General features: G+C 71.7%; 24 protein-coding genes and 1 riboswitch. Of the genes, 10 read left to right on the top strand and 14 right to left on the bottom strand.

The features are described 5' to 3' along the window. The first annotated feature begins 92 nt into the window (after positions 1-92). Positions 93-1,166: a redox-regulated ATPase YchF gene (ychF, locus tag ACIPYW_RS01615; protein WP_290132556.1), complete on the top strand. Its 1,074-nt coding sequence runs from the start codon at positions 93-95 to the stop codon at positions 1,164-1,166. Positions 1,167-1,179: 13 nt separating this feature from the next. On the opposite strand, the gene ACIPYW_RS01610 is transcribed toward ychF, so the two are convergent. Next, entirely contained in the window at positions 1,180-1,485 is a 306-nt protein-coding gene (locus ACIPYW_RS01610) for a hypothetical protein (protein WP_400410193.1), read from the bottom strand. 74 nt (positions 1,486-1,559) lie between these two features. Here ACIPYW_RS01610 and ACIPYW_RS01605 point away from each other — a divergent pair, with 74 nt between their 5' ends. From ACIPYW_RS01605 to ACIPYW_RS01595, 3 genes are read left to right on the top strand one after another with little or no spacing between them, the layout of a single operon-like run. Beyond that, positions 1,560-1,949, top strand: coding sequence for a DUF2510 domain-containing protein (locus tag ACIPYW_RS01605; RefSeq protein WP_400410191.1), 390 nt, complete (start codon positions 1,560-1,562; stop codon positions 1,947-1,949). 3 nt (positions 1,950-1,952) lie between these two features. After that, the gene (locus ACIPYW_RS01600; RefSeq protein WP_400410189.1) at positions 1,953-2,372 is read left to right on the top strand and encodes an NUDIX domain-containing protein; all 420 of its coding nucleotides are present in this window, start codon (positions 1,953-1,955) and stop codon (positions 2,370-2,372) included. A gap of 34 nt (positions 2,373-2,406) precedes the next feature. Then, a complete protein-coding gene (locus ACIPYW_RS01595; RefSeq protein ID WP_400410187.1) occupies positions 2,407-2,868 on the top strand; it encodes a phage tail protein in 462 nt (153 codons plus the stop codon). A gap of 16 nt (positions 2,869-2,884) precedes the next feature. On the opposite strand, the gene ACIPYW_RS01590 is transcribed toward ACIPYW_RS01595, so the two are convergent. The 3 genes from ACIPYW_RS01590 to ACIPYW_RS01580 all read right to left on the bottom strand — a co-directional run bounded on the left by ACIPYW_RS01590 (position 2,885) and on the right by ACIPYW_RS01580 (position 3,977). Continuing rightward, positions 2,885-3,256: a HepT-like ribonuclease domain-containing protein gene (locus ACIPYW_RS01590; RefSeq protein WP_400410186.1), complete on the bottom strand. Its 372-nt coding sequence runs from the start codon at positions 3,254-3,256 to the stop codon at positions 2,885-2,887. Continuing rightward, positions 3,253-3,717, bottom strand: coding sequence for a helix-turn-helix domain-containing protein (locus ACIPYW_RS01585; RefSeq protein WP_400410184.1), 465 nt, complete (start codon positions 3,715-3,717; stop codon positions 3,253-3,255). Before ACIPYW_RS01585 ends, ACIPYW_RS01590 begins: the two co-directional genes overlap by 4 nt. A 62-nt stretch (positions 3,718-3,779) precedes the next feature. Beyond that, on the bottom strand, positions 3,780-3,977 hold the full coding sequence (locus tag ACIPYW_RS01580) for a hypothetical protein (protein ID WP_058724911.1): 198 nt from the start codon (positions 3,975-3,977) through the stop codon (positions 3,780-3,782). Positions 3,978-4,133: 156 nt separating this feature from the next. Between ACIPYW_RS01580 and ACIPYW_RS01575 the strand changes: the two genes are divergently transcribed. Further along, positions 4,134-4,472, top strand: coding sequence for a hypothetical protein (locus tag ACIPYW_RS01575; RefSeq protein ID WP_400410182.1), 339 nt, complete (start codon positions 4,134-4,136; stop codon positions 4,470-4,472). A gap of 60 nt (positions 4,473-4,532) precedes the next feature. Here ACIPYW_RS01575 and ACIPYW_RS01570 read toward each other — a convergent pair whose 3' ends face one another. The 3 genes from ACIPYW_RS01570 to ACIPYW_RS01560 form a co-directional block, all read right to left on the bottom strand. After that, positions 4,533-4,835 (bottom strand): hypothetical protein, encoded by a 303-nt coding sequence (locus ACIPYW_RS01570; protein WP_400410180.1) that lies wholly within the window; start codon positions 4,833-4,835, stop codon positions 4,533-4,535. A 263-nt stretch (positions 4,836-5,098) separates the two neighbouring features. After that, the gene (locus tag ACIPYW_RS01565) at positions 5,099-5,707 is read right to left on the bottom strand and encodes an HD domain-containing protein (RefSeq protein ID WP_400410178.1); all 609 of its coding nucleotides are present in this window, start codon (positions 5,705-5,707) and stop codon (positions 5,099-5,101) included. An 80-nt stretch (positions 5,708-5,787) separates the two neighbouring features. Then, on the bottom strand, positions 5,788-6,564 hold the full coding sequence (locus ACIPYW_RS01560) for an isocitrate lyase/phosphoenolpyruvate mutase family protein (RefSeq protein ID WP_290132544.1): 777 nt from the start codon (positions 6,562-6,564) through the stop codon (positions 5,788-5,790). Positions 6,565-6,675: 111 nt separating this feature from the next. Here ACIPYW_RS01560 and ACIPYW_RS01555 point away from each other — a divergent pair, with 111 nt between their 5' ends. Beyond that, positions 6,676-7,863 (top strand): MalY/PatB family protein, encoded by a 1,188-nt coding sequence (locus tag ACIPYW_RS01555; RefSeq protein WP_400410176.1) that lies wholly within the window; start codon positions 6,676-6,678, stop codon positions 7,861-7,863. 176 nt (positions 7,864-8,039) lie between these two features. Here the strand turns inward: ACIPYW_RS01555 and ACIPYW_RS01550 are convergent, their stop codons facing one another. From ACIPYW_RS01550 to ACIPYW_RS01540, 3 genes are all read right to left on the bottom strand, one after another. Further along, positions 8,040-8,243 carry a hypothetical protein gene (locus tag ACIPYW_RS01550; RefSeq protein ID WP_400410174.1) on the bottom strand — a complete coding sequence of 68 codons (204 nt, stop codon included), beginning with the start codon at positions 8,241-8,243 and terminating at the stop codon, positions 8,040-8,042. Positions 8,244-8,284: 41 nt separating this feature from the next. Then, the gene (locus tag ACIPYW_RS01545; RefSeq protein WP_400410172.1) at positions 8,285-8,740 is read right to left on the bottom strand and encodes a GNAT family N-acetyltransferase; all 456 of its coding nucleotides are present in this window, start codon (positions 8,738-8,740) and stop codon (positions 8,285-8,287) included. Positions 8,741-8,817: 77 nt separating this feature from the next. Next, positions 8,818-9,324 carry a GNAT family N-acetyltransferase gene (locus ACIPYW_RS01540; RefSeq protein ID WP_400410171.1) on the bottom strand — a complete coding sequence of 169 codons (507 nt, stop codon included), beginning with the start codon at positions 9,322-9,324 and terminating at the stop codon, positions 8,818-8,820. Between the two features lie 68 nt (positions 9,325-9,392). On the opposite strand from ACIPYW_RS01540, the gene ACIPYW_RS01535 reads away from it, so the two are divergent. Further along, complete coding sequence (locus tag ACIPYW_RS01535; protein ID WP_400410170.1) at positions 9,393-10,268, top strand: LysR substrate-binding domain-containing protein; 876 nt, start codon at positions 9,393-9,395, stop codon at positions 10,266-10,268. A gap of 63 nt (positions 10,269-10,331) precedes the next feature. Here ACIPYW_RS01535 and ACIPYW_RS01530 read toward each other — a convergent pair whose 3' ends face one another. Continuing rightward, a complete protein-coding gene (locus tag ACIPYW_RS01530) occupies positions 10,332-10,589 on the bottom strand; it encodes a hypothetical protein (RefSeq protein WP_400410169.1) in 258 nt (85 codons plus the stop codon). A gap of 123 nt (positions 10,590-10,712) precedes the next feature. On the opposite strand from ACIPYW_RS01530, the gene ACIPYW_RS01525 reads away from it, so the two are divergent. Genes ACIPYW_RS01525 through ACIPYW_RS01515 form a run of 3 tightly spaced genes read left to right on the top strand, consistent with a single transcriptional unit; the run spans position 10,713 to position 13,388 of the window. After that, a complete protein-coding gene (locus ACIPYW_RS01525) occupies positions 10,713-11,759 on the top strand; it encodes a helix-turn-helix transcriptional regulator (protein ID WP_400410167.1) in 1,047 nt (348 codons plus the stop codon). Between the two features lie 38 nt (positions 11,760-11,797). Next, on the top strand, positions 11,798-12,511 hold the full coding sequence (locus ACIPYW_RS01520; protein WP_400410165.1) for an alpha/beta fold hydrolase: 714 nt from the start codon (positions 11,798-11,800) through the stop codon (positions 12,509-12,511). A gap of 40 nt (positions 12,512-12,551) precedes the next feature. Then, positions 12,552-13,388: an alpha/beta fold hydrolase gene (locus ACIPYW_RS01515; protein ID WP_400410163.1), complete on the top strand. Its 837-nt coding sequence runs from the start codon at positions 12,552-12,554 to the stop codon at positions 13,386-13,388. A gap of 42 nt (positions 13,389-13,430) precedes the next feature. Here the strand turns inward: ACIPYW_RS01515 and ACIPYW_RS01510 are convergent, their stop codons facing one another. From ACIPYW_RS01510 to ACIPYW_RS01500, 3 genes are read right to left on the bottom strand one after another with little or no spacing between them, the layout of a single operon-like run. Next, on the bottom strand, positions 13,431-13,913 hold the full coding sequence (locus ACIPYW_RS01510; RefSeq protein ID WP_400410161.1) for an FBP domain-containing protein: 483 nt from the start codon (positions 13,911-13,913) through the stop codon (positions 13,431-13,433). 12 nt (positions 13,914-13,925) lie between these two features. Continuing rightward, positions 13,926-14,666: a M56 family metallopeptidase gene (locus tag ACIPYW_RS01505; protein WP_400410159.1), complete on the bottom strand. Its 741-nt coding sequence runs from the start codon at positions 14,664-14,666 to the stop codon at positions 13,926-13,928. 12 nt (positions 14,667-14,678) lie between these two features. Further along, positions 14,679-15,053, bottom strand: coding sequence for a BlaI/MecI/CopY family transcriptional regulator (locus ACIPYW_RS01500; protein ID WP_400410157.1), 375 nt, complete (start codon positions 15,051-15,053; stop codon positions 14,679-14,681). Between the two features lie 105 nt (positions 15,054-15,158). After that, a riboswitch (glycine riboswitch) is annotated at positions 15,159-15,258 on the top strand. Positions 15,259-15,427: the final 169 nt, after the last annotated feature.

The raw sequence follows: 15,427 nt of genomic DNA, 5'->3' as shown, positions 1-15,427 counted from the left end.
GCCGGGTCGCGTGGTCGTGACGGCCACATGACCATCCGGACTGGAGGCCCAGGGTCGGCCCCGGCGGGCCGCCGCCGGTAGGCTGTCCTCCCGTGGCTCTCACCATCGGAATCGTCGGTCTCCCGAACGTCGGCAAGTCGACCCTGTTCAACGCCCTGACCAAGAACCAGGTCCTCGCCGCGAACTACCCGTTCGCGACGATCGAGCCGAACGTCGGCGTGGTGAACCTGCCCGACCCGCGGCTCGACCAGCTCGCGACGCTCTTCAACTCCGAGAAGACCGTGCCCGCGCCGGTGTCCTTCGTCGACATCGCCGGCATCGTGAAGGGTGCGAGCGAGGGTGAGGGGCTCGGCAACAAGTTCCTCGCCAACATCCGAGAGGCCGACGCCATCGCGCAGGTCGTCCGCGGCTTCGCCGACGACGACGTCGTGCACGTGGCGAACAAGGTCTCCCCGAAGGACGACCTCGAGGTCATCAACACCGAGCTGATCCTCGCCGACCTCGAGACCATCGAGAAGGCACTGCCCCGGTACGAGAAGACCGTGAAGCTCAAGCAGGCCGAGCCGATCGTGCTCGACACCGCCCGTGAGGCGAAGGCCGCGCTCGAGCAGGGGACGCTGCTGTCCGCGACCTCGATCGACCTGACGCCGATCGCCGAACTCGGGCTGCTCTCCGCGAAGCCCTTCATCTTCGTGTTCAACGTCGACGAGTCGATCCTCACCGACGAGTCGCGCAAGGCCGAGCTGTCCGCGCTCGTCGCCCCCGCGCAGGCCGTGTTCCTCGACGCGAAGATCGAGTCGGAGCTCATCGACCTCGACCCCGAGGACGCCGCCGAGCTCCTCGAGTCGACCGGGCAGACCGAGTCCGGGCTCGACCAGCTTGCACGCATCGGGTTCGACACCCTCGGGCTGCAGACCTACCTCACGGCCGGTCCGAAGGAGTCGCGGGCGTGGACGATCGGCAAGGGCTGGAAGGCGCCCCAGGCTGCCGGGGTCATCCACACCGACTTCGAGAAGGGCTTCATCAAGGCCGAGGTCATCTCGTTCGAGGACCTCATGGAGGCCGGCTCGATCGCCGAAGCTCGTGCGCACGGCAAGGCCCGGATCGAGGGCAAGGACTACGTCATGCAGGACGGCGACGTGGTGGAGTTCCGCTTCAACAACTGATCGCGCGGGATCGTTACTCGGCGACCTCGTGCATGTTCTGTGCCTGCCAGCCCTCGGGTACGGTGCTCCGGTACGCGGCCAGCGCGGCGTCGTAGTTCGCCCCCGTCGCCTCGTGGGGCCGGAGCGCGGTCGAGCGGGCGATCGCCTTCACAGTGGACTCGCCCGTCGCCTTGCTCGTCACGGTGTTGACCTGGAGCAGCTGGAACCCGTCGAGGTCGAGCGCCGCGATCGCAGCCTCTCGTGCATCGCCGATGGTGTCGCCGCTGCCCTCGGCCTCGCGGGTGTCGGTCGAACGCAGGGTGCCTCGCAGTGTCGTCACCCCTCCAGTATGGATCGGTCGGACCCCCGTTCTGGACGGTGCGGGGCGTCGCCGGGCTCGGCCAGGATGAGCGCATGACGAACACGCAGGCGGGTTGGTACGACGACGGGTCCGGCACCATGCGGTGGTGGGACGGCACAGCGTGGACGGAGCAGGTGCAGCCCCCGGCCGCACCCGCACCGGGGATCGGCGGGATGATCGGACGCATCCAGGCCGAGGCGTCCGCCGGTGGGCAGGCACGCCCGGCGCCGACGGGGATGAGCTACGTCGTGCTGCAGGTCGTGCTCAAGGAGAAGTTCTTCGGGACCGGGTCGGGCAACCTCACGGAACTCGAGCGGTCGATCAACGCACAGGCCGCACTCGGTTACCGCCTCCACACGATCACGACGTCGTCCTCGGGCAGCACCGGGTTCGGCGGGGGTGACCGCATCCAGGCGACGATGGTGTTCGAGAAGTTGGTCTGACGGGTGGCGGTCCACGAGCACTTCGGCGTGTACGGCGCATGGCTGCAGCACGGCCAGCTCGTGACGGTCGAGAAGGCTCGAGGTCCGTACACGGGCTGGCTCGACCTGCCCGGAGGGTCGCCCGAGCCCGGGGAGACGGACGTCGACACGCTTCGCCGTGAGCTGGACGAGGAGTGCGGCGTGTCGGTGTCCGAAGTACTCGGATGGTCAGACTTCGACGTCCGCGTCGACCGCGCGAGCGACGGCACACCGATCGACTTCCGGCACCGGGGGCGGATCGCCGTCGTGTCGGTCAGCGGGCCGGTCGCGGCGGTCGAGGGTGTCGAGGACGTCGCACGGGTCGTGCTCTTGCCACCTGGCGATCCCCGTCCGGTGACGCCGACGGTCTCGTCGGCGTGGCGCTCGCTTGCGCAGCAGCGCTAGGTTGACGCTGATCACCGAACAGCCAGGAGGCGCCATGTCGTACGTCGTCGACTTCGTCAACGTGTCCACCGTCGGGTTGGAGTCGTCCCCCGTGGCGGACGCGCTCGCCGGCCTCCGGGCGAACGAGGCGAGGTACTTCAAGAACAAGTACGACCTCGAGTTCACGACCGAGCGGGCGGTCGATGTCCCGGACCTCGTCGAGTACGTCGCCCGGGTGCTCCGGGAGCGGGACATCGAGATCGCGTCGACGCCGCTCGAGGCCACCGAGTTCGAGGTCGAGGGCGTCCGGTGGACCTACGTCTTCTACGCGTCCGGTCTGTCGATCAACGTCCTCTACACGCTCGAACCGGGCGGGAAACGTGCGGTCGGCTTCAAGCTGTCCGACGGCATGGAGGTGCCGGAGGAACTCGCCGAGAAGTTCAGGTTCGTGCGGCAGCGGTCGAAGCTGGCGGGGACGATCCGCGGCTCGTACTTCGTGATCAAGGGCGAGTACTGAGCGCGGAGGCCGAAGCTCAGTCGAGGACCGCGAGGATGACGCCGGGGATGCGGTGCTCGATCACGTCCCAGACGATGTCCTTCTTCGCCTTCCGGTAGTCGTGCGACAGGATGTTCCGGGTCCGGCGGACCGCTGCGAGCGACAACCCCTCGGGCAGCCGAGCAGCTCGATCGTCGGGGAGTCTGCCGACGAGGTCGTCGAAGTGGATCACCACGGCCTCTGCAGCTCGGTACGTCAGGCTGCGCGGAGCGTCAAAAGCGGGCCGGCCGTGCTCGACGATGTCGGAGCACTCGGCGAGGAGGTCGAGGAAGGCTTCTTGCAGCGCTGACCAGCGCTCGTGTCGTTGCTCGGGTTCGGATCGAGGAGCGGGGCGGAACCGATCGGTCACAGCGGCACGGCTTCGGTCAGGACGTGTGCGAAGTGCGGGTCCTCGTCGATGTCGTCCGTCAACAGGTCCACGTCGAAGCCGGTCATCTCCTCGACGGCGTGGGCGAAGCCTCCGAGGTCGAACAGTGACGCCTCCGGCGTGAGCCCGACGAGGAGGTCGATGTCGCTGGCCGGAGTGTCGTGACCGCGGACTGCCGAGCCGAAGACTCGAACGTTGACGAGGTGGTGTTCGGCGGCCACAGCGATGATCTCGTCCGCGTACACGCTGAGCGGGATGCTCGGCCTGGTCTGAGCGGCGCGGAGGATGCGTTCGAGCGATTCTGCGCGGGGCTGTTGCCGCCCGCTCTCGTACGCGGAGATCGTGGGCTGCTGCATGCCCGCTGCAGCAGCGAGCGCTGTTTGCGACATCCCAACGTCGCGGCGGGCGGACCGGATCAGCTCGGCCGCTCGCTCAGTGCGCATGTGTCCCTCCCATAGCGAGGGACTATACCGCGACAGTCCGCCAGGTCAGCCGGGGGATGTTCCTAGCGCCCGCTCCAACGCACCCACGCCTGCACTTGCGCGCGGGCACCTTCGAGCGACGAGTGTGCACCGCGGATCGAGCGGTCGGGCGATGAGACGACGTACTGCCGCGCACGGGTGACCTCGCACAACGGGTCAGCGCCGAACGACACCTTCCAGTGGTCCTCGGCGTCCCTGACCCACTCCAGACGGTTCGGCATCTCGGCTCCCTGTTCCGCCGCGTAGGTGCCGCGGTCGTGAAACGGACAGTAGACCCGGACCCCGTGAGGTCGGGGTACACCCTGGCCCGCATGCGCGGATCTCCCTTGCAGTTCTGGGTCCCGTCCGTACCGTCACGGGCAACGGAGGGGGACAGCGTGAAGTACATCAGCTACGAAGGCGTCGACATCATGACGGGTGACCTCATCGCGGATGCGGTGATGGACTACGCGGCAGTGCTCGGCGCGAACGCTCGGACGGACTCGGTCGCGGTGCCGTCGGTGGGCTTCGACGGTGCTCGGATCCGGACGACACTCCTCATCGGACCGGCCTCCGAGTTCGTCGTGACTCCGGCTCCGGACGACGTGCTCGAGCCGGAAGACCCGGACTTCATCCGTCGCCTGCGTGACGCCGCAGGCCGGGCTGGCGTTGCGCGCCCCCTCGACGCGGATGGCCGCCCTCGGTTCGTCGGCGCGGACGGGCCTTCCGGCCGCTGAGGCCGCACACGACGAAGCGCGCCGCCGGCGGACCGGCGACGCGCTTCGAGGAGTGGGCGATCAGGCGGCGAGCAGGAGCTCACCGGCCGCGACGTCCTGCGCCTGCAGGATGGTCCGGCTGGCCTCGCCGCGCCAGGACCGCCCGGGGATGGTCCAGCCCGCCTCGCCGCGCACCTCGATGCGGGCACCGGCGGTGACGAAGAGCCCGAGGTCGTCGGCGTCGATCCGGACGAGGTACTCACGGCCGGTCCAGACGTCGCGGACGGGGAACTCGGCGATGTTGTCAGGCGTGGTGACGGGCGCCGCGAGTGCGGTCCCGATGATGCTGAGTCGGTCGTTGCCGACGGTGGTGTTCGTGTTCATGGTGCTGGTCTTTCTCAGTCGTTCGGCGCCGTCGCGGTGTCCGCCGGCCGCGCCCGGACATCGTGGTCCGGGTCGTCCGCGGTTGCCCGCTGGCGCGCACGTCGTGTGTCGACGTGCGACTCGTCCGTCTGGACGAGGGTGGTCTCGGAGGAATGCGATCCCGGTTGGATCGGTGTCGAGACGGTCGGTGTGCGCGAGTCAGATGGGTTCGCTGCAGTGCACCAACGAGACACTATACGGCGGACTCGGGGAGAAGTCCAGGTTCAGGCCAGGAACGCGTCCCAGCGTGCTCCACCGACGGCGACGTTCCCCGAGCCGTCGAGTCGTGCGGCCGCGGATGACGGCTTGCGCTCCGCCTGCTCGTGGACGAGCCCGTCGAAGGCGCTGGAGAAGTCGAGACGGGGGACCGCGGCGGTCACTGCGCGGAGCACGGCGTCGGGCACGAGGTCGAACCCCGCGCCGGACACGTCGAGCGACGTCGCGACCTCGAGCAGGTGCCCCTCGACGTCGACGTCCGGGTCCACCGAGGTCCACATGTGCCGCTCGATGACCTCGCCGACACGGCGGGCCCGAGCCGCGTCCCACCCCGCGCCGAGGGCGAACACCGAGCCGACAGCGCCGCCGGCGTCCTCGAACGGCACCGCGTGCGCGTCGAACGACGGCGTGACGCCGAGATCGTGCAGCATCGCCGACACGAACAGCAGCTCGCGGTCCGGCTCGAGCCCGGAGGCGTCGGCGATGACCGTCGCCCACGCCCAGGAGCGGAGGCAGTGGTTGGCGAGTGCGGGCGCCGACCATGCGCGCACGACGTCGAGCGCGCGAGCGGCGACGGCGGACGGCGGGGCCAACAGGGCGTCGACGTCGGTGGTCACGGCACGACGGTAGCGCAGACGGCGAGGCGGCCGGGAGGCGCGGTGCGGGCCCGCACCGCGCCTCCCGGCCGTCAGCCGGTTCAGTTGAGGGCCGGGGTGTCCTCCGGCACGACGCCACCGCCGTACAGGTCGGTCGCGAGGTCGCGCAGCGCGCGGAGCGCGACGCGCTGCGTCAGCGGGCCGTAGGAGATGCGGGCGACGCCGAGCTCCTCGTACTCGGCTGCGGGGAGGGCACCCGGCAGGCCGATCACGGAGAGCTTGCCCCGACCGAGGCCGTCCACGAGCCGCTCGACGACGTCGCGCTGGATCGCTCCCGGGACGAACACGAGGGCGGCACCGTTGTCGAGGAACGCCTTCCCGCGGGCGATGGCGTCCTCGATGCTCTCGTCGATCGGACGGTCACCGCCGCGGGCGATGGCGTCGGTGCGGGCATTGAGCTGGAAGGCGATGCCCTCGGCCTCGGCTGCGGCGGTGATCGCCGCGACCCGCGCGACGGCCTCGTCGAAGGGTCGCAGGCGGTCCTCGACGTTCGCGCCGACGATGCCGGCGCCGATCGCGCGGCGGATCGTCTCGGCGGGGTCCTCGTAGCCGTCGTCGAGGTCGGCGGTGACGGGCAGGTCAGTGGCGGCTGCGACGGTCGCGGCGCCGGCGAGGGCGAGGTCGAGGGGCATGCCGCCGTCGTCGTAGCCGTGACTCGCGGCGATCGAGTGTCCGGCGGTGGCGATCGCCCGCGTCTCCGGCAGATCGCTCACCACCTTCGCGCTGATCGCGTCCCACACGTTGACGACGCGGAGGATCTCGGGGGCTTCGTGCAGCTGCTTGAGGGTGGACGCCTTGTCGGCGGTGCTCGTGCTCATGCCGCCGACAGTAGGCGGCGACCGTTGCGGGGGCCCAGGGTGCGTGCCCACGCGACGCAGGATGACGTCGGGAGTCGCGCCGCGCCTCCAGCCCGGTGCATCCTGGGACGCATGGCGCACGACGAGCAGGACCCGGTCGGGGACCTCCGCGGGGTCCGCACGAGCATCAAGTGGACGCGGTACGCACCCGACGTGCTGCCGCTGTTCGTCGCCGAGATGGACCACGAGGTGGCGCCGGAGATCCGGCAGGCACTCATCGAGCGGGTGCAGCAGTCCGACCTCGGGTACCTCGACGGGCCCGGGCCGCTCGCGCCGGCGTTCGCCGGGTTCGCGCGCGACCGCTGGGGCTGGGACGTCGACCCGGGGCGGGTGTACCTCGCGACGGACGTGAGCGTGGGCATCGTCGAGTCGCTGCGGCTGGCGCTGCCAGACGGTGGCAGGGTCGCGATCACGCCGCCGGTCTACCCGCCGTTCTTCGAGCTGGTGGAGGAGGCTCGATGTCAGGTCGAGGAGGTGCCGCTCCTCGAGCAGTGGGGCGACTACCGGCTCGACCTCGCCGGTCTCGAGCGGGCCTTCGCCGACGGCGTCGAGGTGTTCCTGCTCTGCAACCCGCACAACCCGGTCGGCCTCGTGCACGACCGCGCCGACCTCGTGGCGCTCGCCGAACTGGCCGCGCGGTACGACGTGCTCGTCATCAGCGACGAGATCCACGCGCCGCTCACCCACCCGGGCGTGCGGTTCACCCCGTTCGCGATGGTCGCGGAGCCGCTCGGTGCCCGGAGCGTGTGCGTGACGAGTGCGAGCAAGGGGTGGAACCTCGCGGGTGTGAAGTGCTCGGTCATCGTCGCCGGGGACGATCGGACCGCGGCGCTCCTCGACACCCTGTGGGAGGAGGTCGCCTGCCGGACGAGCATCCTCGGGCTGCACGCGAACACGGCGGCATTCACCCTCGCGACCGGGTGGCTCGACGACGTCGTCGCGCGGATCGTCGCGAACGAACGGCTGCTCGGGTCGCTGCTCGCCGAGCACCTGCCCGGGGTGGTGTACACCCGTCCGCGTGCCGGCTACCTGGCGTGGCTCGACTTCCGGGGCATCGGGCTCGGGGACGACCCGGCGGTGCCGCTGCGGGAGCACGCGTACGTCGCCCTGAACTCGGGGCTGGGGTTCGGGTCGCAGGGGCGGGGGTTCGCACGGCTCAACCTCGCGTGCTCACCGGAGACCCTGCGCGAGGCGGTGTTCCGGATCGCGGCGGCGTACCCGTCGAGCACGCAGGAGGGGCTCGTCTGGCACGTGGCGTGAGTCGCGGCCGGCCGGCGGCGGGCCGGGCCGGCCGAGCCGTGGTGGGGGTTCGAGACTCGCGGTGAGCGACGCGTCTCGTGCTCCGGAGCGCGAGCGACGTCGCTCACGCCGAGTCTCGTGGGCCGTGCCCCGAGTCTCGTGGGCGGGGCCCCGAGTCTCGTGGGCGGCGCGGCGCCTCAGGCCTCGCCGGGGTCGTCGTCGATGTACTGGTTGCGACCGACCACGCGGATCTTCAGGTCGTCGTCGCGGTCCATCGCGAGGAACTCACGCGCCACGGGACCGACCGACGGCCAGCGGGTGACCTCGGTGACGAGCAGCCCGTCGATGAACACCTGCCACACGCCGCGCTCACGGACGGCCTGGACCTCGTACGTCGCCATGCCGTGAGCGTACCGAACGACCGGCACGCCGGACGGCCCGCTCAGCCGATGCGCTTCGCGTAGAAGCGGAGGGTGGGGACCTCGCCCGACGGCGTGCACCAGTCCGCCGGTCCGCGGCCCGTCAGGCACCAGCCGCGCCGTTCGTAGAGCCGCCAGGCGCCGGTGGCGTCCTCGGTCACGTCGAGCCGGAGGTGCGAGCCGGGCACCGACTGCTCCGCGGCGTCGAGCAGCGCGTCGGCGATGCCCCGAGCGCGGTGGTCCGGGTCGACGAAGAGCCGTGTGACCTCGGGCATGCGGCCCGGTGCCGGGACGGCGATGCCGACGTGCCCGACCACCCGGTCGTCGACGACGGCGACCCAGGCGGCGCGGAGCCCCGTCGGCGCCAGCCAGCGGGCAGGATCGTCCGGCCAGACGGCGGGGTAGCCGAAGACGTGGGCGCGCCAGAGGACCTCGACCAGGGCGTCCTGGTCGGCCTCGGCCCGTTCGTGGATGCGCATCTCCGCCGACGCTATCGGCCGGTGGTGAGGCGTCGTCAGGTGGACGGCGGGTTCGTCCCCCGAGGGGGACCGCGGGGTCAGGCGAGGTCGAGTCGCATGTGGACGTCGGCGCGGGCGTACGGACTCGGCGCGACCTCGTGCGGTTCGAGGTGCCGGAAGCCGAACGACTCGTACAGGTGCACGGCGCTCGCGAGCCCGGAGTTGCTCTCGAGGACGACCCGGCGGGCGCCGAGCCCCCGCGCCCGGTCCAACGCCGCGGCGATGAGGCGACGACCCGTGCCGTGCCCCTGGTGGTCCGGGGAGACGGCCATCTTCACGAGCTCGTACTCGCCGGGTGCGGTGGGGGCGAGGCCGACGCAGCCGATCACGGTCTCGGCGCCGTCCGAGCGGAGCCGCGCCACGAGCACCGCGCCGCCAGGTTCGACGATGTGGCCGAGCGGGTCCCCGAGGTACCGGCGGTCCTCGTCCTCCAGTGCGAAGAACCGGGTGATCCACGCTTCGTTGAGGGTGCGGAACGCCTCGGCGTCGACCTGCGTGGCGAGGTCGGCGATCGTGACCGTGGCGGGAGCGGTGGTGTCGGGCATGCATCCATGATCGGCACCCGGTCCGGTCAGGTCCAATACTCGTTCTCGCAGATCGATACGCTGCGTGCATGGATGTCGACCTCCGCCAACTCCGCGCGTTCCTCGCGGTCGCGGACGAACTGCACTTCGGACGCGCGGCGGCCGTCCTGCACATGGCCCAGCCCGCGCTGTCGCAGCAGATCCGGCGGACGGAGCGGGAGCTCGGCATCGACCTGTTCGTCCGGACCTCGCGGAGCGTCGCGCTCACCCCTGCCGGCCGCGTGCTGCAGGGTCGCGCGCGGTCGCTGCTCGAGCAGGCGGCGCGGGACCTGGACGAAGCGGTGCGGGTCGGCCGTGGAGAAGTCGGGCGACTCGACGTCGGCTTCGTCGTGTCCGCGCTGCCCCTCGGCCCGATCGAGCGGGTGCAGGCGTTCCGGGAGCGTTTCCCGCTCGTCCGGGTCGAGCTGACCGAGGGCTACACGTCGCACCTCGTCGCACGGATCCTCCGGGGGGAGCTCGACCTCGCCGTGGTCCGCGACCCCGACCCGGATCCGGGCGTCCGGCTGCTGCCGTTCCGGAGCGAGCGGTTCGTGGCCGCCGTCCCCACCACGCACCGGTTCGCGGGCCGGTCGGAGGTCGAGGGGCCCGAGCTCGTCGACGACCCGTTCGTGTTCTTCCCGGCCGAGGCCGGCGCGCTCGCGACCGAACGGAACCTCGCGCCGGTGACGGCTGGCGGCCGTCGCCCCACCGTCGTGCAGGAGGCCACGACGTGGGCGACGGTGCTGCACCTGGTCGGCGCGGGGCTCGGGGTCACGGTCGTCCCGGAGAGCGCCGCGCTCGCCGCACCGTCGACCGTGTCCCTCCTGCCGCTCGCGGGCAGCGAGCACCGCAGCGAGCTGTCCTGGGCGACGCGGGCGGACGACGATCGCGAGATCCTGCGGAACTTCGTCGCGGCGACCGAGTAGCCGCGCGCGGCGACCGAGGAGCCGCGCGCGGTGTCCGCGTCGGCTCGGCGTCGGTCGCTCCCGTCAGGCGAGCGGCAGCACCGGCGCCCGGTGGTGACCGAGCTCGTCGTCGTGCCAGGGCCGCGACCCGGCGAGCTCGAGACCGAGCTGCACCAGCACGAACCGCACGTGCGGTTCGACGTCGGGTTCCCAGGAACCCTCGACGCCCAGCCCGATCGTGCCGAGCTCGTCGTCGGCCTCGTCGGTGACGGTCAGCCGCCAGCGGCCGTCGCCGTCGTCGGACACGACGGCCCATCGTGCGGCGGTGAATCGGGACGGCATGCCGTCACCGTACCGGCGACCCCCGACCGTCCGGGGGCCCGGCTCGTCCCCGTGACGCGGGTGCGTATCGCCCGACGTCGGTACCGGTCGCGCGAGGCGGGCAGGAGCCGGGAGAATCGGACCGTGGAGACCTCTCGCGGACAGCACGAGCAGAGCGCCCTCGCGAGCTTCCTCCGTGCGCGTCGTGCGGCGCTCGCGCCGGACGACGTCGGGTTGCCCGTCGATCCGCGGCGACGCGTCACCGGGCTCCGGCGCGAGGAGGTCGCCCGCCTCGCGGGCATCAGCGTCGAGTACTACCGCCGACTGGAGCAGGGCAGCGGGCACCAGATGTCCCTGCAGGTGTGCGCGTCGCTCGCCCGGGCGCTGCGCCTCGACCGGTCGGGCGTGGCCTACCTGCAGCGGCTGGCGCTCCCCGGCGCCGAGGCCGTGTACGACGTCCACCGGGGCGAGGCGCCTCCGCCGGACCTCGTCGAGATGATCACGCTCTGGGACCACACCGCGGCGTACATCATCGACCGCAACCAGGACGTCCTCGTCCTCAACGACCTGATGCGTGCCGTCGCTCCCGGGTACATGGAGATCGGCAACAACCTCGGTCTCATGCAGTTCGAGGCGCCGCCCGAGGTCCGGGCGCTGCCCTCGTGGGTCGAGGGGGCGCGGACGACCGTCTCCCGCCTGCGCTACTACGGCAACCCCTCCGACCCGCGCTGGCAGGAGATCATCGCGCTGCTCCTCGACGACGAGGACTTCGCCGACCTGTGGCGTCGGCACGAGGCGCACCCGATGACGTCCGGTCGTGCTCCGAACTTCTTCCCCGACCACGGCTGGGTCGACCTGCGGTGGCAGGTGCTCGAGGCGCACCCCGGGCTGTACACGCTCGTCTGCTACGGCGCGCCGGGGAGCCTCGGGGAACGGGCGCTCGCCGAGCTGCGAGCCGGTCGCGGAGCCAGCCGACGCGCCGACAGCGGCGAGGGCCGACGCGCCGACAGCGGCGAGGGCCGACGCGCCGACAGCGGCGAGGGCCGCGGCGCCGACCGCGACACCGACCGCAGCGACGGCCTCGCCGAACGGCCGCGCGACGGCGTGACGACGCCCACCGACGGCAGCCGACTCGCGCGGTACCGAGCCGGGTACTCGCAGGGGCACGACAGCCCGGCACAGCACCCCTAGCGTCACTCGCATCCGCACCGACGAGAGGATGCACCACCATGACGTCGCCCACCATCGTGCTCGTCCACGGAGCCTTCGCCGACTCCGCGAGCTTCGCGCCCGTGACCCGCCTCCTGCTCGACCGGGGCTTCACCGTCCGCGTCCCGGCCGTGCCGAACCGGAGCCTGTCGGGTGACGCGGCCGCGATCCGAGCCGTCGTCGAGCAGATCGACGGACCCGTGCTCCTCGTCGGCCACAGCTACGGCGGCGCCGTCATCACCGTCGCCGGGGTCGCCGAGAACGTCGTGGGCCTCGTCTACGTCGCGGGCTACGCGCTCGAGGAGGGGGAGAGCCTGGCGCAGCTGCAGGGCGGCTTCCCGGACTCGGACCTCGCGCAGAACCTCGTGTACGCGCCGTACCCGGTCGAGGGCGGCGAGCCCGGCACCGACGTGTCGGTCGTCGTCCAGGCGTTCCCGGACGTGTTCGCCGCCGGCATCGACCGGGCGACCGCGGAGGTCCTCGCGGTGTCGCAGCGACCGCTCTCGGCGGTGGCGTTCGGCGAGCCCGCGTCCGTGACGGCCTGGCGGACCAAGCCGGCTTGGGGCATCGTCTCCGCCGCGGACCACACCATCAACCCGGACGTCGAGCGCTTCGGGTACGAACGCGCCGGCCTGCGCTCCGTCGTCGAGCTCGACGCCCCGCACCTCGTGATGCACTCGCACCCCGCCGAGGTGACCGAGGTCATCACGACGGCGATCGCCGAGCTCGGCTGACCCACCGACCACCACCGAACGAGAGACCGGAGACGAACGCATGGCCTTCATCACCACCGACGACGGCGCCGAGATCTACTACAAGGACTGGGGCAGCCACGACGCCCAGCCGATCGTGTTCCACCACGGATGGCCGCTGTCGTCCGACGACTGGGACGCGCAGATGCTCTTCTTCCTGTCCCAGGGCTTCCGCGTCGTCGCGAGCGACCGCCGCGGGCACGGGCGCTCCTCGCAGATCGACACCGGCCACGACATGGACCACTACGCGAGCGACGTCTCGGCCGTGGTCGAGCACCTCGACCTGCACGACGCGGTCCACGTCGGCCACTCCACCGGCGGCGGCCAGGTCGCCCGCTACGTCGCGCAGTACGGCCAGCCCCAGGGCCGGGTGGCGAAGGCCGTGCTCGTCGCCGCGGTGCCGCCCCTCATGCTCAAGACCGAGGACAACCCCGAGGGCACGGACATCTCGGTGTTCGACGGCTTCCGCGAGGCCCTCGCGGCCAACCGCGCCGAGTTCTTCCAGGCAGTCGCGTCCGGCCCGTTCTACGGGTACAACCGCCCCGGGGTCGAGCTGTCCGAGCCGGTCGTCGCGAACTGGTGGCGGCAGGGCATGACCGGCAGCGCGCTCGCCCACCTCGAGGGGATCAAGGCGTTCTCGGAGACCGACCAGACCGAGGACCTCCGGGCGATCACCGTGCCCGTGCTCGTCCTGCAGGGCGACGACGACCAGGTGGTGCCGTACCGGGCGGCTTCCGTCAAGCAGGCCGAGCTGCTGCAGGACGCGACGCTGAAGATCTACGAGGGGTACCCGCACGGCCTGCTCACGACGCACGCCGACGTCCTCAACCGGGACATCCTCGCGTTCATCCAGCAGTGAACGTGCCGACCGCGTGGTCGGTGCAGCCCAGCGCTGTGCCGACTACGCGGTCTTCGCGACGTCCTCGGTGAAGCTGCGGACCCGACGCAGCAGCGCCTCGCCGCGCATCGCGATCGTCGCCGGCGGGTTGAGGTGCGGCGGCGCCGTGCGGATGAGCATGGAGCAGCCGAGGTCCTCGCAGATGTACGACCCGATGGTGTTGCCGTTCCGACCGGACTCCCCACCGCGGGCCGCGGAGAAGAGACGCACCTGCGTCGCCGGCTGCGGGGAGTGGCAGAACGAGCACATCGCCGCGATGCCCGGACGCAGCGAGCCGCCGGCGGACCGGACGACGATGCCGACGGGACGGTCGTCGATCCAGGACACGATGTACCCGCGACGCGCGGCCTGCGGGTCGCGCCACCCGAGGAACTCGCGCTCGTCCCAGAGCATCTCGTGCAGCCCCGGGATGGGCAGCTGTTCGAGCTCCTCCGGGGTGGCGTTGACGAACGACGAGCGGATGTCTGCTTCGGTCAGTGGCTTCACGGTGCCGCCACCCTAACCCTCCAGCCTGGAGGCGCGGATCACCCCGAGCGCGCTCGTCCCGTCCGCCACGAGCACCGCCCGGCGCACTGCGTCGCGGCCGAGCCGCCGGGCGGCGGCGTCGTCCGCGGCGAACTCGACGAGGACGCGCGTCGAGCGCGCCATGGCGCGCGCACCGGGCACCCACGGGACCGCACGCTCGATCGACTCGGCGACCGCGACCGCGACCGCGTGGTGCTGGGACAGGTGGGCACGCTCGTGGGCGACCACGGCCTCCAGTTCGTCCGTGCGGAGCTGGTCCGCGAGCCCGGTGCTCACGAGCACCCCGCCGGCGCGGCCGGGGACCGCGCACGCGAGTGCGTGGTCGGCCTCGACCAGCGCGACCGGGACACCCGCGATCTCGCGGTGCGGGGCGGAGCCGGAGCGCATCGCCTCGCGCACGGCGTCGTGCTCCGGACCGGGCCGCACGCGGACCGCGACGACGAACGCGAGTACCGCGACGAGGGCGACCCCGACGTTGAGGCCGTGCGACGGCGACGCCGCCAGGCCGAACGGATCGGTGAGCGGACGGTTCGCGAGCACGACGAGCGCGATGCCCGCGACGAAGCCCGCGACGCCGAGCAGCACCGCGACGGACCACGACACGAGCGCGGTGCGGGGGTGGTCGATCGTCCAGGCCGAACGGGTCAGGACGCGCGGCGCGAGGACGACGACCGCGAGGGCGAGCACGATCAGGACGACACCGGCGACGACCACGGACGCTCCCGATCAGCCCCGGGACCGGGCGTCGAGGGCGCGGCGGAGGACGTCGAGGTCGTCCGAGGCGAGCGAGCCGGTGAACTGCAGGAGCGCGGCCTCGCGGTCGGTGGCGGCGGCGAGGGCGTTCGACATGAGGGAGGCCGTCTGTTCCTCCCGGCTGTTCGTCGCGCGGAAGGTCAGCGGGGCGTCGTCGTGCTGCTCGCGCTCGACCTGGCCCTTGCGTCCGAGGCGGTCGAGCACGGTCAGGACGGTCGTGAGCGCCGGCCGGGGCTCGGGGAACACGTCGAGCACCTGCCGTGCGCTCAGGCCGGCGGGTGCTGACCAGAGGGCGTCGAGCACCGCCTGTTCGAGCTGCCCGCGGGGGCGCGATCGCTGTCCTGCCACCCGAGGATCCTACGACGGAGCTTCTACGAGATGTCGAACCGGCGGCGACACCTCCCGGAAACACGGCGGCGGTATGCTCGACGGCGACAACTGAAGCACGGCCGATCACCCGTCGCGGGAGACGCCGGACCCCGGTTCGCCGGTGTCCTGCACCGAAGGAGCAACGTCCCCGCCAATCTCTCAGGTCCAACACCGCGACGGACAGGCCACTCTGAAAAGCAGGCGCTCCCGACCCATCGGTCGGTCCGGTTCCTCGCCCACGGTGAAAGCCGACGGACCTCACGGGCCGCGGTGAAACTCTCAGGCCCATGACAGAGGGGGAGTTCCCACCCGACGACGGTCGTCGGGTGTCGTCGAGGACGAGAGAACTCCGC

Origin of the sequence: Curtobacterium sp. NPDC089689 (assembly GCF_044749145.1) — a bacterium.
Lineage (GTDB): Bacteria > Actinomycetota > Actinomycetes > Actinomycetales > Microbacteriaceae > Curtobacterium.
This window is presented reverse-complemented; position numbering and strand designations above follow the sequence as displayed.